Annotated in this window: 1 protein-coding gene; it reads left to right on the plus strand. The window is 55.2% G+C overall.

Annotated elements, in window-relative coordinates; genetic code table 11:
* A partial coding sequence (locus tag N8L90_RS09460; protein ID WP_419991966.1) for a hypothetical protein occupies positions 1 to 250 on the plus strand: 250 nt, incomplete at both ends.

Consider the following 250-nt stretch of genomic DNA (forward strand, 5'->3'; position numbering starts at 1 on the left):
CGCTACCGCACTTGTTGTTGCTGAGGTCGAGGCTACGGCACTTGTGCTGGCTGAGGTAGACGCTACTGCACTTGTGGTCGCTGAGGTAGACGCTACAGCGCTTGTTGATGCTGAGGTTGACGCTACTGCTGTTGTGCTTGCTGAGGTAGACGCTACTGCACTTGTGCTTGCTGACGTAGACGCTACTGCACTTGTGGATGCTGTGGTAGATGCTACGGCACTTGTTGACGCTGAAGTAGAGGCTACCGCA

This window comes from Streptococcus mitis, from assembly GCF_946190115.1.
Lineage (GTDB): Bacteria > Bacillota > Bacilli > Lactobacillales > Streptococcaceae > Streptococcus > Streptococcus mitis_CO.